General features: G+C 69.9%; 15 protein-coding genes. All 15 read right to left on the minus strand.

What is annotated here, in order from left to right; all coding sequences use genetic code 11:
• Window positions 1-17: 17 nt before the first annotated feature.
• The 15 genes from lpqB to ACAG26_RS25230 all read right to left on the minus strand — a co-directional run bounded on the left by lpqB (window position 18) and on the right by ACAG26_RS25230 (window position 15,607).
• A complete protein-coding gene (lpqB, locus tag ACAG26_RS25160) occupies window positions 18-1,790 on the minus strand; it encodes an MtrAB system accessory lipoprotein LpqB (protein ID WP_370485801.1) in 1,773 nt (590 codons plus the stop codon).
• The gene (gene mtrB, locus ACAG26_RS25165; RefSeq protein WP_370485802.1) at window positions 1,790-3,445 is read right to left on the minus strand and encodes an MtrAB system histidine kinase MtrB; all 1,656 of its coding nucleotides are present in this window, start codon (window positions 3,443-3,445) and stop codon (window positions 1,790-1,792) included. The genes lpqB and mtrB overlap by 1 nt, the downstream gene beginning before the upstream one ends.
• A 67-nt stretch (window positions 3,446-3,512) precedes the next feature.
• On the minus strand, window positions 3,513-4,199 hold the full coding sequence (mtrA, locus tag ACAG26_RS25170; protein ID WP_370485803.1) for a two-component system response regulator MtrA: 687 nt from the start codon (window positions 4,197-4,199) through the stop codon (window positions 3,513-3,515).
• 49 nt (window positions 4,200-4,248) lie between these two features.
• Window positions 4,249-4,878: a dTMP kinase gene (locus ACAG26_RS25175; RefSeq protein ID WP_370485804.1), complete on the minus strand. Its 630-nt coding sequence runs from the start codon at window positions 4,876-4,878 to the stop codon at window positions 4,249-4,251.
• Between the two features lie 86 nt (window positions 4,879-4,964).
• Window positions 4,965-6,422, minus strand: coding sequence for an adenosylhomocysteinase (gene ahcY / locus ACAG26_RS25180; protein ID WP_370485805.1), 1,458 nt, complete (start codon window positions 6,420-6,422; stop codon window positions 4,965-4,967).
• Between the two features lie 81 nt (window positions 6,423-6,503).
• Window positions 6,504-7,199 carry a TetR family transcriptional regulator gene (locus ACAG26_RS25185; RefSeq protein ID WP_370485806.1) on the minus strand — a complete coding sequence of 232 codons (696 nt, stop codon included), beginning with the start codon at window positions 7,197-7,199 and terminating at the stop codon, window positions 6,504-6,506.
• 5 nt (window positions 7,200-7,204) lie between these two features.
• A complete protein-coding gene (locus tag ACAG26_RS25190; protein WP_370485807.1) occupies window positions 7,205-7,387 on the minus strand; it encodes a rubredoxin in 183 nt (60 codons plus the stop codon).
• A complete protein-coding gene (locus ACAG26_RS25195; RefSeq protein ID WP_370485808.1) occupies window positions 7,384-7,557 on the minus strand; it encodes a rubredoxin in 174 nt (57 codons plus the stop codon). The genes ACAG26_RS25190 and ACAG26_RS25195 overlap by 4 nt, the downstream gene beginning before the upstream one ends.
• Window positions 7,557-8,768, minus strand: a complete 1,212-nt coding sequence (locus ACAG26_RS25200; RefSeq protein WP_370485809.1) for an alkane 1-monooxygenase — start codon at window positions 8,766-8,768, stop codon at window positions 7,557-7,559. Before ACAG26_RS25200 ends, ACAG26_RS25195 begins: the two co-directional genes overlap by 1 nt.
• A 110-nt stretch (window positions 8,769-8,878) precedes the next feature.
• A complete protein-coding gene (locus ACAG26_RS25205; protein WP_370485810.1) occupies window positions 8,879-10,378 on the minus strand; it encodes an amino acid permease in 1,500 nt (499 codons plus the stop codon).
• Between the two features lie 166 nt (window positions 10,379-10,544).
• Window positions 10,545-10,898, minus strand: coding sequence for a VOC family protein (locus ACAG26_RS25210; RefSeq protein ID WP_370485811.1), 354 nt, complete (start codon window positions 10,896-10,898; stop codon window positions 10,545-10,547).
• A gap of 77 nt (window positions 10,899-10,975) precedes the next feature.
• The gene (locus ACAG26_RS25215; RefSeq protein ID WP_370485812.1) at window positions 10,976-11,896 is read right to left on the minus strand and encodes a cation diffusion facilitator family transporter; all 921 of its coding nucleotides are present in this window, start codon (window positions 11,894-11,896) and stop codon (window positions 10,976-10,978) included.
• Window positions 11,893-13,119, minus strand: coding sequence for a mannose-6-phosphate isomerase, class I (gene manA, locus ACAG26_RS25220; RefSeq protein ID WP_370485813.1), 1,227 nt, complete (start codon window positions 13,117-13,119; stop codon window positions 11,893-11,895). Before manA ends, ACAG26_RS25215 begins: the two co-directional genes overlap by 4 nt.
• Before the next feature lie 17 nt (window positions 13,120-13,136).
• On the minus strand, window positions 13,137-14,207 hold the full coding sequence (locus tag ACAG26_RS25225; protein WP_370485814.1) for a TobH protein: 1,071 nt from the start codon (window positions 14,205-14,207) through the stop codon (window positions 13,137-13,139).
• Window positions 14,204-15,607 (minus strand): phosphomannomutase/phosphoglucomutase, encoded by a 1,404-nt coding sequence (locus tag ACAG26_RS25230; RefSeq protein WP_370485815.1) that lies wholly within the window; start codon window positions 15,605-15,607, stop codon window positions 14,204-14,206. The genes ACAG26_RS25225 and ACAG26_RS25230 overlap by 4 nt, the downstream gene beginning before the upstream one ends.
• Between the last annotated feature and the right edge of the window lie 136 nt (window positions 15,608-15,743).

Genomic DNA, 15,743 nt, shown 5'->3' on the forward strand with positions numbered 1-15,743 from the left:
GCGGCGGGGTGTGACAGTTAGCCCGGCAGCACCGGCACCGCCCCGGGCACCATGAACGGGCCCACCGGCGACCAGCCCTGCTTGGCGTCGGCCGAGCTGGACAGCTGCAGCACCCCGCGCGGGTCGGCGACGTACACCGTCGACGGGTTGGCGGCGATCGCGGTCACCGGAAGCTGCAGGTTGCCGCCGGCGGCGTCGGAGTTGACGCCGTCGATGTTCACGTACGACACCGGGTGCGCGGAATCGGTGCGGCTGACCACGATGTCGTCGCCGGTGCGCCAGGACAGCGACACCACCGAGGTGCCCAGCCCGAACCCCAGCCGGCGCGGGTAGGTCAGCGCGAACTGGCCGGCCTTGTTCTGCTCGACGCTGGCCAGGATCACCTGACCCTCGATGACCAGCGCGGCTCGGGTGCCGTCCCGGGACAGTTGCAGGTCGGTGATCGGCCCGGGGAACCGCGCGGCGACCGCGCCGGAGTCCACCGGGATGCGGGCCGGCTGCCCCGATGCGGGTTCTTGGATGGCGCGCAGCACATTGTTGCCGTCCACCACCACCCACACCGCGTCGTCCAACGACCAGCTGGGGCGCGAGACGGTGTGCCCGTCGGCGGCCTGGGCCGCCTCCCCGCCGAGGTCCCCGATCCACAACGACGCCGCCATATCGGGGGCGCCGGGGCGGGCCACCACCACCGAGGCCACCTGGCGCCCGGTTCGCGACAGCGCCGCCGACACCTGGTCGGTCGCCCGGCCGAACGCCCCGGGCACCGTGGTCGACCGCTTCCCGTCCAACGCCACCAGCGAGCCCCCTACCAGGGCGTGCACCCCGGCGGCGGCGCCGTCGGCCGCGCCCGGGTCGGTGGCCGCGACATCGGAGGTGGTCCAGCCGTCGGAAAACCGGTCGTCGAGGGCGGCGCCGTCGGCGTTGATCACATACGGCCCCTTGATGTCGGCGCGGGCCAACGTCCAGATGATCTGCGCGGCAAGCAGTTGCCGGCTGTGCGGATCGGTGGTCGACAAGTTCTCCAGGTCGATCCGCGCCCCACCGTAGCCGCGGCCGATGCCGCTGGAGCCGCCGTCGGCGCGGGTCACCGGCCCGTGCAGCCGCAGCGGCCCGGCCAGCAGGTTGCGCACCGTGTTGGCCATCTCCGGCCGCGGCCCGGCGATCAGCTTGGACACCAGCTCGGTGGGCAGCTGATCGGGGTCGGACACCGCGACGTAGCGCGGGTCGGGCACCACGGTCTTGCCGGTGGGGTCGGCGAAGTACAGGGTGTGCCGTTTGTAGGTGGCCTGGAATTGCTGCCAGTCCAAAAACACCCCGTTGGGTAGCCGGTCGATGCGCCAGCCGCCGGAGGTTTTGACCAGCTCGATCGGGCCGGGATCGGGCAGCTGCCCCGCCCCGGTCTCGAACACCCCCATATCGGACAGCGACCCCAGGATGTCGGCGCGCATGGCCACCGACACCCGGTCGGCGCTGCGGGTTTCGACGAACACCACGTTGTCGACCAGCATCGCGCTCCCGGCGTCGTCCCAGGCGTCGGAGGCCGACTGGGTGAGGAATTGCCGGGCCGCCAGGTGCCGGTTGGCCGGATCGGCGGTGGCCTTGAGGAATTCGCGCAGCAACAGGTCGGGGTCCATGCCCGGGGTCGGTTTGGGCAGGTTCGACGGCGCGGGACGTTCGACGGTGCCGATGGCCTGCGGCGCCGACGAGCTGGGCACCCCCGCGCAGCCGGCCAGCACCGCGGCCAGCACGCAGGCCAGCACGGCGACCCGGCGATCGCAAGCGCGCCGCATCATCCGCTCCTCTCCGCGGGCTCGTGCTGGCGGCCGCGCCGCTTCGCCTCGGGCGCAATCGGTTTCATCGGCAGCGGGCTGGTGGTGACCTTGTGGCCGCGCACCAGCGGCAGCGTCAACCGGAAGCAGGCGCCGTTGCCGGGCTCGCCCCACGCCTCCAGCCGGCCCTGGTGCAGCCGGGCGTCCTCGACGCTGATCGCCAACCCCAGCCCGGTGCCCCCGGAGCGGCGCACCCGGGACGGGTCCGAGCGCCAGAACCGGCTGAACACCAGCTTCTCCTCGCCGGGCCGCAGCCCCACCCCGTAGTCGCGCACGGTGACCGCGACGGTGTCCTCGTCGGCGGCCATCCGGATCCGCACCGGCTTGTGTTCGGCGTGGTCGATGGCGTTGGCGATCAGGTTGCGCAGGATGCGCTCCACCCGACGCGGGTCGACCTCGGCGATCACCTCGTCTTCGGGCATGTCCACCTGCAACGTGATCTCGGCCTCGTCGGCCAGGTGCCCGACGTTGTCCAGCGCGCTGCGCACCGTGGACCGCAAATCGACGGCCTCCACCGACAACTCGGCCACCCCGGCGTCGTGCCGGGAGATCTCCAGCAGGTCGTTGAGCAGCGTCTCGAACCGGTCCAGCTCGCTGACCATCAGCTCGGTGGAGCGGGCCAGCGCCGGGTCGAGGTCCTCGATGTGGTCGTAGATCAGGTCGGCGGCCATCCGCACCGTGGTCAGCGGGGTGCGCAGCTCGTGGCTGACGTCGGAGGTGAACCGGCGCTGCAGGTTGCCGAATTCCTCCAGCTGTTCGATCTGCCGGGACAGGCTTTCGGCCATGTCGTTGAACGACACCGCCAGCCGGGCCATGTCGTCCTCGCCGCGCACCGGCATCCGCTCGGACAGGTGGCCCTCGGCGAACCGTTCGGCGATCCGCGACGCCGACCGCACCGGCAGCACCACCTGCCGCGACACCAGCAGCGCGATCCCGGCCAGCAGCACCAGCAGCACCAGCCCGCCGGTGGCCATGGTGCCGCGCACCAGCTTGATGGTGCTTTCCTCGTTGCCCAGCGGGAAGATCAGGTACAGCTCCAGGTTGGAGACCTTGGACAGTGTCGGGGTGCCGATGATCAGCGCCGGCCCGGAGAACCCGTCGGAGTGCACGGTCGCGTACTGGTAGCTGACCTGCCCGGCCTTGACGAAGTCGCGCAGGCTGGCCGGCACCTGGTCGATGGGGCCGGCCGCGGTCGCCGCGCGCGGGCCATCGCCGGGCACCACCAGCACCGCGTCGAACGCCCCGGCCGGGCCGACCGACGAGGTCGGGTCGGTTTTCGAGGTCAGGGTGTTGCGGGCCAGCTGCAGGCTGGAATCCAGCGAACGGGCCTCCTCACCGCCGACGATGCCGCTGACGGTGGTGCGCGCCCGCTGGATCTGCTCGGTGGCGGCCCGGACCTTGATGTCGAGCACCCGGTTGGTGACCTGGCTGGTCAGCACGAAGCCGAGCACCAAGATCACGGCCAGCGACAGGCCCAGCGTCAACACCACCACCCGCAGCTGCAGCGAGCGACGCCAGGCGACGGCCACGGCGCGCGTCAACGCGTTCATGCCGTGCAACAGCGGACCGGAGCGCCCCCAGCGACCTCGAATGCGTCGCCGCGAGCCGAAAATCATCGGCGCCGCCTCACCTCATGGCGCCGCTCCTCCTCATCGCTGCGCTCTGCATCGTCGCAGGCGCGGATCACGGAGGTCCGGCCTTGTAACCCACTCCTCGAACGGTCAGCACCACGGTCGGGTTCTCCGGGTCCTTCTCCACCTTGGCCCGCAACCGCTGCACGTGGACATTCACCAACCGGGTGTCGGCGGGGTGCCGGTAGCCCCACACCTGTTCGAGCAGCACATCACGAGTAAACACCTGCCGGGGTTTGCGTGCCAGCGCCACCAGCAGGTCGAATTCCAGCGGGGTCAGCGAAATCTGCTCGCCCCGCCGGGTGACCTTGTGGGCCGGCACGTCGATGTCCACATCGGCGATCGACAGCAGCTCGGCGGGTTCGTCGTCGTTGCGCCGCAACCGCGCCCGCACCCGCGCCACCAGCTCCTTGGGTTTGAACGGCTTCATGATGTAGTCGTCGGCGCCCGACTCCAGCCCGAGCACCACGTCGACGGTGTCGGTCTTGGCGGTCAGCATGACGATCGGGATGCCGGAGTCCGCGCGCAGCACCCGGCACACGTCGATGCCGTTCATGCCGGGCAGCATCAGATCCAACAACACCAGGTCGGGACGCAGCTCCCGCACCGCGGTGAGCGCCTGGGTGCCGTCGCCGATCACCGCGGTGTCGAAACCCTCCCCGCGCAGCACGATGGTGAGCATCTCGGCCAGCGACGCGTCGTCGTCGACGACAAGAATCCTTTGCCTCATGGTGTCCATGGTGTCACCAGATCGGGACAAAACGTGGGCACCACGCGCGTGTTTCGTGCTAACAACCCAGCGCGGTGGCCAGCGCGGCGGCGTCGACGTCGCCGCCGACCACCCGCCAGCGGCCGCCGAAGCCGTGTTCGGCCAGCCCGCGGTACACCGCGCCGGTGCGACGCTGCAGCCCGTCGTCGCGTTCGTAGCTGTCGCGGGCGCGCAGCGCGTCCTGGTTCTCGCGGTGCCGGGCCCGCTCGGCGGCCAGTTCCGTCGAGACGTCGAGCAGCACCTGCCAGTCGGGGCTGGGCAACCCCAGGCGCTGGTATTCGAGCCGACGCACCCACTGCACCACGGCGCCGTCGGCGTCCTGGTGCAGCCGCGCCGCACTGTAGGCGGCGTTGGAGGCCACGTAGCGGTCCAGGATCACCACGTCGTGGTCACGCTGCAGCCCGGTGATCTCGCTCTTGGCGCCGGCGCGGTCCAGCGCGAACAGCATCGCCATGCCGTACACCGAGTCGGCCAGGTCGCCGTGCTCGCCGTGCAGGGCTTCGGCGGCAATATCGGCGGTCACCGAATCGCCGTAGCGCGGGAACGCCAACGTCGCGACCGAGCGCCCGCGGGCCTGCAGCGCCGCCCGCAGCCCATCGGACAGGGTGCGTTTGCCGGCGCCGTCGACGCCCTCGATCGCGATCAGCACGGGCCCAGCCCCGCCGAGATCGACGTTTTCGCGCGGTCTACTCGCACTTCGTCACGCTAACGTCGATCTCGGCGACAGAGCCGGGCTCAGTACCGGTAGTGGTCGGCCTTGTAGGGGCCCTCGACGTCGACGCCGATGTATTCGGCCTGGTCCTTGGTCAGCTTGGTCAGGGTGCCGCCGAGCGCGGTGACGTGGATGCGGGCCACCTTCTCGTCGAGGTGCTTGGGCAGCCGGTAGACCTCGTTGTCGTACTCATCGTTTTTGGTCCACAGCTCGATCTGAGCGATCACCTGGTTGGAGAAGCTGTTGCTCATCACGAACGACGGGTGCCCGGTGGCGTTGCCGAGGTTGAGCAGCCGGCCCTCGGACAGCACGATGATCGAGCGGCCGGTGTCGCCGAACGTCCACTGGTCGACCTGCGGCTTGATGGTGTCGCGGGTGGCCCCGGACTTCTCCAGCCGGGCCATCTGGATCTCGTTGTCGAAGTGGCCGATGTTGCCCAGGATGGCCTGGTCCTTCATCGCCTTCATGTGCTCGAGGGTGATGATGTCCTTGTTGCCGGTGGTGGTGACGACGATGTCGGCTTCGGCGATGGCCTGCTCGACGGTCTTGACGTCGTAGCCGTCCATCAGCGCCTGCAGCGCGTTGATCGGGTCGATCTCGGTGACGGTGACCCGGGCGCCCTGGCCGGCCAGCGATTCCGCGCAGCCCTTGCCGACGTCACCGTAGCCGCAGACCAGCGCCTTCTTGCCACCGATCAGCACGTCGGTGCCGCGGTTGATCCCGTCGATCAGCGAATGCCGGCAGCCGTACTTGTTGTCGAACTTGGACTTGGTCACCGAGTCGTTGACGTTGATGGCCGGGAAGGTCAGCTCGCCGGCGGCGGCGAACTGGTAGAGCCGCAGCACCCCGGTGGTGGTCTCCTCGGTGACGCCGCGCACCGACTCGGAGATCGTCGTCCACTTGGTCTTGTCGGCCTCGAAGCGCTCCCGCAGCCGGCCCAGGAAGATCTTCCACTCTTCGGGGTCGTCGTCCTCGGCGGGCGGCACCACGCCGGCCTTCTCGTACTGCGCGCCGCGCAGCACCATCATGGTGGCGTCGCCGCCGTCGTCGAGGATCATGTTCGCCGGCTCACCCTCCCAGGTCAGCGCCTGCTCGGCCGCCCACCAGTACTCCTCGAGGGTCTCGCCCTTCCAGGCGAACACGGCAGTGCCCTTGGGCTCCTCGGGGGTGCCGTGCGGGCCGACGACGACCGCGGCGGCGGCGTGGTCCTGGGTGGAGAAGATGTTGCACGACGCCCACCGCACCTCGGCGCCGAGGCTGACCAACGTCTCGATCAGCACCGCGGTCTGCACGGTCATGTGCAGCGAACCCGAGATGCGGGCACCCTTGAGCGGGGCGACGTCGGCGTACTCCCGCCGCAGCGACATCAGACCCGGCATCTCGTGTTCGGCCAGCCGGATCTCCTTGCGCCCGAACTCGGCCAGCGACAGGTCGGCGACCTTGTACTCGATGCCGTTGCGGTTATCCGCGGTCAATGTCATAGGGGCCCCTTCGTCGCGTCAACTAGTTAGCTCGCATATACATTAGTCGCGGCGCAGCCCCCGCGCGACTGCCGGGTCAGCCTAGGGCCCGGTGTCTTCGCTGGCCCATTCGTCCACGTCGTCGCGCAGCGATCCGTAGCGTTCGGCGGCCGGGGTGAACAGTCGCGCCAAATCGGCCGCGACATCGTGGTCAGCCTCCGGCGGCATCGACACATAGCTCATCGCCAGCCGCACGATCGCCCGCGCCAGGATGCCGGCGTCGTCCTCGCTGGCCTGCAACCAGCTGTGCATAAACGTCGCGGTGAGGCGGCCCGAGGCGCGGGTGATGATCGGGCCGCTGTCGGTGGTGATGATCTGCAGCAGGTCGGGTTTGGCCACCCCGGTCAGCAGCGAGATCACCAGCGGGTCGGCCGCCGACTCGGTGAAGAACGCCCGGAAGCCCTCCAGGAATGCGGTGTAGACGTCGCCGACATTGTTGTAAATCGCCGCGTCCACCGCGTCGACCAACCGATCGGCCAGCCGCAGCGCGTAGCCCTGCGCCAGCCCCTGCCGGGACCCGAACTCGTTGTAGATGGTTTGTCGGCTGATCCCGGCGGCGCGGGCCACATCGGCCAGCGTGACCGCCGACCAGTCGCGGGTGAGCAGCAGGTCCCGCATGGCGTCGAGCACCGAGTCGCGCAGCAACGCCCGGGACGCCTCGGCGTACGGCACGCGTGCCGGCTTGCTCGGATCGTCTGCCCGTGTCACATGCGCGACACTAGCCGCTGCGGCGCGCATGGGGCTCACGGCCGGGCGACTTCGACCATCTCGAAGTCGGATTTGGCGGCGCCGCAGTCCGGGCAGCTCCAGTCCTCGGGGATGTCGTCCCAGCGGGTGCCCGGGGCGATGCCGTCGTCGGGCCAGCCCTTGGCTTCGTCGTACTCGAAGCCGCACTGTACGCAGACGAACAACTTGTAATCGGTCATTGCGCTACCTCCATCGGTTCGAAGTCGGGTTTTTCCCGGACCGCGCAGTCCGGGCAGCACCAGTCGTCGGGGATCTGCGCCCAGGGCGTGCCGGCCGGAAAGCCTTCCCGCGGGGCGCCGACGGTTTCGTCGTAGACGTAGCCGCAGCCCGGGCAGGCATAGCCGGCCATCAGGCCGCCACCTGGTGGCGGGCCAGCACCTTGGTGCGCAGCCGGGGCTGAATATTCGCCCGGGTGATGTCGCCGTCGTAGTGCGCCAGCACCCGGTGGTCCATCAGCTTGCGCCACACCGGCGGCAGGTAGGTCACCCCGATCAGCGAGGCGTAGCCGCTGGGCAGGTTCGGTGCGCCGTCCATGCTGCGCAGGGTTTGGTAGCGCCGGGTCGGGTTGGCGTGGTGGTCGCTGTGCCGCTGCAGGTGGTACAGGAACAGGTTGGTCACCAGGTGATCGGAGTTCCAGCTGTGCGCCGGCGTGCACCGCTCATAGCGGCCGTTGGGCAGCTTTTGGCGCAGCAGCCCGTAGTGCTCGAGATAGTTCACCGACTCCAGCAGGGAAAAACCGTAAACCGCCTGAATAAGCACGAACGGGATCAGTGCCGGGCCGAACACCGCGATCAGCGCACCCCAGAGCACCACCGACATCAGCCAGGCGTTGAGCACGTCGTTGCTCGGGTGCCAGGGACTCTTGTCCAACCGGCGCATCCGGGCCGCCTCGAGTCGCCACGCCGAGCGCAGGCTGCCGACGACGCTGCGCGGGAAGAATTCCCAGAACGTCTCGCCGAACCGCGCCGACGCCGGGTCTTCGGGGGTGGCCACCCGCACGTGGTGGCCGCGGTTGTGCTCGATGTAGAAGTGCCCGTAGCAGGTCTGGGCCAGGGTGATCTTGGCCAGCCAGCGCTCCAACTCCTCCTTCTTGTGGCCCATCTCGTGGGCGGTGTTGATGCCGATCCCGCCCAGTGCGCCAACCGTGAGCGCCAACCCGATCTTGGCCGGCCAGCTGAGCGACCCCTCGACGCCCAGCCAGCTCAGGTCCGACGCGGTGAACAGGTAGGCGCCCAAGATCACGCTGGCGTACTGGAACGGGATGTAGATGTAGGTGCAGTAGCGGTAGTAGCGGTCGTTCTCCAGCCGCTGCATCACCTCATCGGGGGCGTTCTGACCGTCCGGCCCAAAACGCAGGTCCAGCAGCGGCAGCAGCACGTACACCAGGAACGGACCGATCCAGAACAGCGCCTGGGACGCCGTGTGCCACCCGGCCCGGTTCATCGCCCACACGACGGGCAGCACCACGAACAGCGCGGTCGGGGCGACCAGCCCCAGCAGCCACAGGTAGCGCTTCTTGTCCCGCCACGCCACCGCCTCGGTGGCTGGTTGGGTGCTCATCCTCGCCGAACCTCCTCGTGAGTTGTGACTTCCACCACGTGAGGTTGGACGTTACCCCGAGCTACGTCCGATGTCTAGACATTCAGCCATGCTTTGTAAAACAAATGTGCTTAAGGCACCTTTATGTCCTCCGCGTCCTCGGTGGGTGCCGCCTCCCGGCGCGCCAGCACCGAGTGCCGGTAGCCGTACCCGAGGTAGATCGCGACACCGAGGACCATCCAGACGCCGAACCGGATCCAGGTGACCGCGGTCAGGTTCACCATCAGCCACAGGCACGCGCAGATCGACGCGATCGGCAGCACCGGCACCCACGGCGCCCGGAACCCGCGGGGCAGGTCGGGCCGGGTGCGGCGCAGGATGACCACCCCGGCCGACACCAACACGAACGCGAACAGGGTGCCGACGTTGACCATTTCCTCGAGCTTGCCCATCGGGAAGGCCGAGGCGGTGACCGCGACCAGCACCGCCACCAGCGCGGTGATCCGCACCGGGGTGCCGTGCGCACCGGTGCGGGCCAACCGCCGCGGCAACAGCCCGTCGCGTGCCATCGCGAACAGCACCCGGCACTGGCCCAGCATCAGCACCATCACCACCGTGGTCAGCCCGGCCAGCGCGCCGACCGAGATGACCGTGGACGCCCAGTGCACCCCGTTGGCCAGGAACGCGGTGGCCAGGTTGGCGTGGGTGCCGTCGGGCGCGTCCCGCAGGGCGGTGTAGGGCACCATGCCGGACAGCACCACCGAGACCGCGACGTAGAGCACGGTCACGATCGCCAGCGTCGCCAGGATTCCGCGCGGCACGTCACGCTGCGGGTTGCGGGTCTCCTCGGCCATGGTGGCGACCACGTCGAAGCCGATGAACGCGAAAAACACGATCGCCGCCCCGGCCAACACCCCGTACCCGCCGTAATGGCTGGATGTCGCCCCGGTCAGCAGCGACAGCACCGACTGGTCCACCCCGGTGCCGGCGCGGTCGGCCTGCGACGGCGGGATGAACGGGGTGTAGTTGGCGGCTTTGATGAAAAACGCGCCGACGACCACCACCAGCAGCACCACGGCGACCTTGATCGCGGTGACCGCGGCGGAAAACCGGGACGACAGTTTGGTGCCCAGGGCCAGCAGCGTGGCGACCAGGGCGACGACCAGCAGGGCGCCCCAGTCCAGGTGGACGACGCCGAGCGTCACGGTGCCGCCGGCGAAGCCGAACATGGTGCCCAGGTAGGTGGACCAGCCCTTGGCCACCACCGCCGCACCGATCGCCAACTCCAGCACCACATTCCAGCCGATGATCCAGGCCAAACACTCGCCGAAGGTGGCGTAGGAGAAGGTGTAGGCGCTGCCGGCCACCGGCAGCGTCGAGGAGAACTCCGCGTAGCACACCGCCGCCAGCCCGCAGGTGATCGCGGCGATCAGGAACGAGATCCAGATGGCCGGGCCGGTGATGTTGCCCGCGGTCGAGGCGGTGACGGTGAAGATGCCGGCCCCGATGACCACCGACACCCCGAAGACGGTCAGATCCCACCAGGTGAGGTCCTTGCGCAACCGGGTGCCCGGTTCGTCGGTGTCGGCGATGGACTGCTCCACCGACTTGATCCGCCATCGACCCGCCATCTGCGCGCCCCCTCCGCCGTGCCTGCTTTCGCGGCAATGTACCGGTCACAGCGGGACTGCGCGCAGCGTCAAGCGCGGGCGGGCGGGCTCGTTCACTCTGCGGCTACCAGGCCAAAGTGCGAGTAACCCGCCTGGTACACGCAGAGTCAGCTGCCGGGAAGTCTGTTCAGCGCGCCAGCGGTTTGTAGAAGACCAAGCCGTTGCCCTTGTTGTCGTAGACGACGGCGCGGCGCTCGTGGGCGTCGTCGTACGGGCCCTTCACGATGCCACCGCCACTGGCCTCGACCGCCTTCGCCGCGGCGTCGACATCGGCGGTTTTGATGCCGACGACCACCTGCCCGTGGATGGGATGGTCCACCGCGGTCGCCAGCGCGACCGTGACCGACCCGCCGTCCAGGGCGGCGAAGTGGGCTCCGTCGCGGAACTTCAGCGGCATCCCGAGGGTCTCGCTGTAAAACCGGATCGATTCATCCAGGTCATCGGTCGACAAGACGATCATCTTTACGTCGTGCTCGGTCACTGGTGCCTCCTGTGGCTCAACAGTTTCCAGGTTAGGCCGCGGTGGGCCGCTCCGGTGCTGAACCACGCTGTCCGCTGCTAGTGCTGCAGCGCCTTGTCCAGGTCGGGTTCTAAGTAGATGACCCGCGCCGCCGGGACGACGGCGCGCACCCGCACCTCGGCGGCGTCAATGGTGGCCGCGACGGTGGCCAGATCCACCTGCGGCGCCAACGCGATCTTGGCGGCCACCAGCAGCTCGTCCGGGCCCAGGTACTGGGTGCGGATATGGATGAGGCGTTCGACGTGGTCGGTGGACTCCAACGCCGCCCGGATGGCCCGGTCCTCGTCGGCGGTGGCGCCCTCACCGATCAGCAGGCTGTGCATCTCGACCATCAAGATGACCGCGACCACCCCGAGCAGCGCACCGATGGCGACGGTGCCGATCCCATCCCACACCGCATCGCCGGTGAGCACCGTCAGCCCGACACCGGCCAGCGCGAACACCAGCCCGACCAGGGCGGCGGTGTCCTCCAGCAGCACCACCGGCAGCTCGGGGCTGCGGGAGTTGCGGATGAACCGCCACCACGACTGGTCGCCTTTCAGCGGCCGCGACTCGACCATCGCCGTGCGAAAACTGAAGGCCTCCAAGCTGATCGCCACCAGCAGGATCACCAGCGCAATGAGCGGCGCACTGAGCTCCTCGGGGTGGATGATCTTGTGGTAGCCCTCGACGAGGGCGAACACCGAGCCGAGGGTGAACAGCACCAGCGCCACCACGAACGACCAGAAGTAGCGGCTGCGGCCGTACCCGAACGGGTGCAACCGGTCCGCGCTGCGCTGGGAAACCCGCTGCCCGAACAGCAGCAGGGCCTGGTTGGAGGTGTCGGCCACCGAGTGCACAGCCTCGGCCAGCATCGAGGAGCTGCCGGTGATCAGGTAGCCGATGAGCTTGGCGGCGGCGATCCCGGCGTTGGCCGCCAGCGCCGCCAGGATCGCCCGGGTGCTGCCGCCGGCGCTCACAGACCGACCGTGGCGCGGAACAGCGTGCTGGGCCGCGCCGCGACCAACCGGATCGGCCCGTCGTCGGCGCCGACCCAGGCCGCCATCCCGCGGTGCAGCGTCAACGCCCCGGACTTGCCGTGCACCGTCGCCGAGCCCTCGGTGCACAGCAGGATCTGCGGACCGTCATGGCGGCACGGCGCATCCACCTCGTGGCCCAGGTGGTCGCCGTCGAGGCTCAGCATCGACACGGCGAACTCCTCGGCGGGGGTGTCGTAGCTGCGTTCCAGCCCGTCGCAGTAGGTCGCCGGGCGCAGCGCGTCCGCGGTGGCGGGGGTAAAGTCCAGCACCCGCAACAGCTCTGGCACGTCGACGTGCTTGGGGGTCAACCCGCCGCGCAGCACGTTGTCGGAGTTGGCCATCACCTCCAGCCCGATGCCGCGCAGGTAGGTGTGCAGGTTGCCGGCCGGCAGGAACAGCGCCTCGCCGGGGTCCAGGTTGATCCGGTTGAGCAATAACGCCGCCAACACGCCGGCGTCGCCCGGATAGCGCTCCCCCAGCTCCAGCACCGTCTTGGCTTCGGCCGCGAATTCCGTTGCCCCGGAACTGACATAGTGGATGGCGCCCTCGAGCACCGCCGGCACCAGCACGTCCAGGTCGGGCTGCGGGGCGGTGATCCAGGTGGTGAACAGCGCCCGCAGCCCGTCGGCGTCGGACTGGCCGTGCAACAGGTCGATGAACGGGTCCAGGTCCGAGACCGCCAAGGCCTGCAGCAGCTCGACGGTGCGCGCCGCCGGACGGAATCCGGCCAGCGCCTCGAACGGCTGCAGCGCCACCAGCAGCTCGGGTTTGTGGCTGCTGTCGCGGTAGTTGCGGATCGGCGAGGTGATCGGCACCCCGAGCCGCTCCTCGCGCTCGAAGCCCTCCACCGCCTGCGCGGCGCTGGGATGGGCCTGCAACGACAGCGGTTCGTCGGCGGCCAGCACCTTCATCAAAAACGGCAGCGCATCACCGAACCGGGCCCGTGCCACCGCCCCCAGCTGCCCCTCCGGGTCGGCGGCCAGCCCGTCCAGCAGCGAGACTTCCCCGTCGGCGGTGTGCAGCCAGGCGGGATCACCGGGATGCGCGCCCAGCCACAGCTCGGCTTCGGGATGGGTGGTCGGCACCGCGCGCCCGGTGAATTCGGCAATGGCGGTCCGCGATCCCCAGGCGTAGGTCCGTATCGCTCCGCGTAGCAGTTCCACTGTTCTGGTATTCCCCGTTATCCCCGCATCAGCCGCCCGTACACGGCGGCCATCTCTAGCCGAACGGCTAATACTGCCAGCTGCAGCTCGGCGCGCCCCACACCCCCTGACGCTAGTGGCGCATCGGGGGCGTCCTGGACTCCGACCAGGTCGACGTCGGTCAGCCCGCCGATTCGTGCCGCCACCACCGGGCGCTCGGCGGCCAAGGTCAGCGCCAGCACCCGCAGCCGCGCGGCCACCGGCCCGTCGATCTGCTCGTCGTGAAACAGGTCGGCCGCGGCGTCGCCGCCGGCGTGCTGGGCGTGCACCGCCACCAGCGCATCGGCCAACCCGGTGGCCGCCGCCACGGTGTCGGCGGTCCGCAGCAGGATCATCGCGGCGTGCCGGGCCAACGCCAGCGTCGCCGCACAGTCCCCGGCCAGCACGACCCGGCGCCCGGCGAGACGGTCGGCCAGGTTCTTGGCGGCGTTGGTGAACACCTCCCGCCCGGCGCTGTTACGCAGCGCCTCGGCGTCCAGTTCGTCGGCCAGCGCCGCCAGGTCGGTGCGCAGCCCGTCGTCCACGCTGTTCAGCACGGCCAGCCCGGCGGCCAGATACCGGGGCAGCCCGAACTCGTCGGGAACGCTGAGCCGCGGCTCCAGCACGGCGACCCGGCCCGCGGTGCTATCGCGCAGCGGACCCGTGTAGGGGGCGGCCACCGCCACCCGCGCGCCGCGGCGCACCCCGGTGGCGGCGGCGGTGACCAGCGCCGGGTCGCCCGGGTCGTCGCCGGCGGCGACCAGCACGTCCAGCGGCCCGATCCACGGCGGCACCTCGGCGGCCAGCACGATCGGCGCGGCGGTCACCCCGCCGGCCGCGGCGGCCAGCATGGCCCCGGCGGTCTCGGCGGTGCCGCGGCCGGCCACCCAGATCAGGGTGCGCGGCCGGTCCTGGCCGCCGACGGCGTCCAGCGCGCCTTCGTCGGCCGCGGCGGCGGTGGCGCGCACTTGGGCACCGGCCATCGACGCCGCCCGCAGCAAACCGTCGCGGTCGGCGCCGAGCAGGGCCTCGGTGTCGTCGAGGTCGATCGTGGTGCTGGTGGCATTCACCGCGCCACCTCGGTCTGCGCGGCGGCGGCGATTTCGGCCGCGACCTGCTTGACCACCGCGTCGACGTCGTCGACGCTGCGCGCCTCGACGTTCAGCCGCAGCAACGGCTCGGTGTTGGAGCTGCGCAGGTTGAACCAGCTGCCGTCGCCCAAGTCCACCGTCACCCCGTCCAGGTGGTCGATGGAGTGGATCCGGGTGCCGAACGACTTCAGCACCGCCTCGACATAGACGGACGCGTCGACGGTGTCGGTCAGGGTGAAGTTGATCTCGCCGGAGGACTCGTAGCGCTGGTAGTCGGTGGTCAGCTCGGACAGCGGGCGCTGCTGCTCCCCGAGCGCGGCCAGCACGTACAGCGCCGCCAGCATGCCCGAATCGGCGCCCCAGAAGTCCCGGAAGTAGTAGTGCGCCGAGTGTTCGCCGCCGAAGATGGCGCCGGTTTCGGCCATCAACGCCTTGATGTAGGAGTGCCCGACCCGGGAGCGCACCGGGGTCCCGCCCCGCTCGACCACCAACTCCGGCACCGCCCGCGAGGTGATCAGGTTGTGGATCACCGTCGCCCCGATTTCGCGCTGCAGCTCCCGAGCGGCGACCAACGCGGTGACCGCCGACGGCGACACCGGCTCGCCCCGCTCGTCGACGACGAAGCACCGGTCGGCGTCCCCGTCGAAGGCCAGCCCGATATCGGCGCCGGTGGCCCGCACATGGTGCTGCAGGTCGACCAGGTTGGCCGGGTCCAGCGGGTTGGCTTCATGGTTGGGGAACGTGCCGTCCAGCTCGAAATACAACGGCAACACGGTGATCGAGCCGATCGCGCCCAGCACGGCCGGTGCGGTGTGGCCGGCCATGCCGTTGCCGGCGTCGACCGCCACCTTGAGCGGACGCAGCCCGGCGGTGTCCACCAACGAGCGCAGGAACGCGCCGTAGTCGGCCAGCACATCTCGATCGGTGACGGTGCCCGCCGGGCCGTCGTAGCCCGGGACCCCGGCGATGACCTCGTCGCGGATCGCGCCCAGCCCGGTGTCCGCGCCGACCGGTTTGGCGCCCGCCCGGCACAGCTTGATGCCGTTGTAGGCGGCCGGGTTGTGGCTGGCGGTGAACATCGCGCCCGGGCAATCCAGCAAACCGGAGGCGAAATACAGCTGGTCGGTGGAGGCCAACCCGATCTGCACCACGTCGAGGCCCTGGCGGGTGACCGCGGCGGCGAAAGCCGACGCCAGCGGCGGCGAGCTGTCCCGCATATCGTGGCCGATCACCACGCGCCGCGCGCCCTCACCGCGCACCAGTCGGGCAAAGGCGGCCGCGACGTCGGCGACAAAGGATTCGTCGATCTCCGCACCGACCAGGCCGCGCACGTCGTACGCCTTGATCACACGGTGGACAGCCGCAGCGGGCCGAGACATTGACAGGGCTCCTGACGATGGGGACATCTTCTGAGCAAGCCTAGCCCGGCTCGGTGCGTTGATGCGATGAAGGGGCGGGGCCTCCGCTCCCGTGACGTTCCCGGCGGATGCTGGGGGTGTCAGTAAACCAATCACG

Origin of the sequence: Mycobacterium sp. pUA109, from assembly GCF_041287095.1 — a bacterium.
Taxonomy (GTDB): Bacteria; Actinomycetota; Actinomycetes; order Mycobacteriales; family Mycobacteriaceae; genus Mycobacterium.